Below are 2,306 nucleotides of genomic sequence, written 5' to 3'. Positions count from 1 at the left end.
ACGAGGGTGTTGACGAAGAACCCGACCAGGTCGTCCAGCGCCTCGTCCGCGCGTCCGGCGACCGCCGTGCCGAGCGGGATGTCCTCGCCAGCGCCGTGGGCGCGCAGGGTCACGGCGAGGGCGGCCTGCAGCACCATGAACGGGGTGCAGCCGGCCGCGCGGGCCAGCCCGGTCAGCTCGGCGTGGGCATCGGCGGGCAGCTCGAAGGGCACCGCCCCGCCCCGGTGGCTCGGAACGGCCGGGCGCGGCCGGTCCAGCGGGAGTTCGAGCAGATCGGGGGCGCCATGCAGCGCCTCGCGCCAGAAGGCGAGCTGCCGCGCGGCGAGGCTGTCCGGGTCGCCGCCCTCCCCGAGCAACGCCCGCTGCCACAGGGCGTAGTCGGCGTACTGCACCCGCAGCGCGGGCCAGTCGGGCAAGTCCTCCCCCGCCAGCCGGGCCCGGTAGGCGGCGCCGACGTCCCGGCTCAGCGGGGCGAGGGACCAGCCGTCGGCGACGACATGGTGCGGGACCAGAACCAGGATGTGCCGGTCCACACCGAGCCGCAGCAGCCCGGCACGGAAGGCGACGCCCCCGGCGAGGTCGAAGGGGGCGCCGGCCAGTCGGGCCACCGCCTCCTCGGCCCACACCTCGGCGTCCGCCCCGGCGGGGGGTTCCTCGACGGCGAGCGGGACCAGCTCGGCGGCGTGCGCGGCGTCCAGGACGACCTGCCGGGCCACCCCGTCCTCCTCCGCGAACACCGTGCGCAGGCTCTCGTGCCGGGCCACCACGTCGGCGAGGGCGCCGCGCAGGGCGTCGGTGTCCAGCGGGCCTTCGAGGTCGAGGACGAGCGGCACGTTGTAGGTGTCGCCGGAGTCCTCGGCCCGGTTGAGGAACCAGAGCCGCTGCTGCGCGAAGGACAGCGGCACCGGGTCGGGCCGGTCCTGCGGGACGAGCGCGGGGCGTGCCGCGCCGGAGGTGTCGAGCACGGCGGCCAGCGAGGCGACCGTGGGGTGCTCGAAGAGGGTCCGCAGGTCGAGTTCGGCGCCGAGCGCGGTGCGGACCCGGCCGGTGAGGCGGGTGGCGAGCAGGGAGTGGCCGCCGAGGGCGAAGAAGTCGTCGTCCACGCCGACCGCGTCCAGGCCGAGCACATCGGCGAACAGCCCTGCCAGCACCTCCTCGTGGGCGGTGCGCGGGGCACGCCCGGCGGCCGTGGCTGCCCGGGGCGCGGGCAGGGCGCGGTGGTCGAGCTTGCCGTTGGCGTTCAGGGGCAGCGCGTCGAGCAGGACGAAGGCCGACGGCACCATGTAGGCGGGCAGCGCCCGGCCCACGGTCCGGGCGAGCGCGGCGGCGTCCGGGGCGGTGCCGGGTTCGGGGACGACGTAGCCGACCAGGCGCGGGTCGCCGGGCACGTCCTCCCGGACCAGGACGCGGGCGGAGCGTACGGCGGGGTCGGTGAGCAGGGTGTTCTCGATCTCGGCGGGCTCGATACGGAACCCGCGCAGCTTGACCTGTCCGTCGACGCGCCCGGCGTACTCGATGTCGCCGTCGGCGGTCCAGCGGGCGAGGTCGCCGGTGCGGTACATCCGGGCGCCCGCCGCGTCGTACGGGTCGGCCACGAACCGGGTGGCGGTGAGCCGGGCGCGGCCCAGGTAGCCGCGGGCCACGCCCCGGCCGCTGACGTACAGCTCACCGACCACGCCCGGCGGCACCGGGCGCAGGCGGTCGTCGAGGACGTAGGCGTTCATGCCGTCCAGGGGGCGGCCGATCGGGGGCACGCCGCTCGTGCCGGCGGTGACCCGGTGGCGGGTGGCGAAGGTGGTGGTCTCGGTGGGGCCGTACACGTTCAGCACCCGGGTGCCGGGGGCGGCCTCGGCGACCCGCTGGGTGAGGCCGGGGGCGGCCGCCTCGCCGCCGGTGGAGACCAGGCGGAGCCCGGCGAAGGCAGCCGGGTCGGTCTCGGCGACGAGGTTGAACAGCGAGGTCGTCAGGAACAACGAGGTGACCCCGTACCGCTCCGTCATCTCCCGGAGCACGCGCGGCTCCAGGCCGCCGGACGGGGCGACGACCACCCGGCCGCCGTTGAGGAGCGGCACCCAGATCTCGAAGGTGGAGGCGTCGAAGACGTAGGCGGAGTGCATCAGCACCGCGTCGGAGACGCCGTCGCGCCAGGCGGCGTCGGCGGCCAGTGCGAGCACGTCGTCGTGCGTGACGCCGACGCCCTTGGGGAGGCCGGTGGAGCCGGAGGTGAACATCACGTAGGCGAGGCGGTCGCCCCGTTCCACCGCGCGGGGGGTGCCGGGCCGTTGCGGGGCGCCGCGCAGAAGGGC

The 2,306-nt window shown here is 76.5% G+C and carries 1 protein-coding gene; it reads right to left on the bottom strand.

The window, feature by feature from the left end:
- Window positions 1-2,306: non-ribosomal peptide synthetase (locus tag GT030_RS35170; protein WP_161204537.1), on the bottom strand; the 2,306-nt coding region annotated here is incomplete at both ends.

The sequence above is a fragment of the Streptomyces sp. SID1328 genome (assembly GCF_009865595.1).
Classification (GTDB): domain Bacteria; phylum Actinomycetota; class Actinomycetes; order Streptomycetales; family Streptomycetaceae; genus Streptomyces; species Streptomyces griseoluteus.
This window is presented reverse-complemented; position numbering and strand designations above follow the sequence as displayed.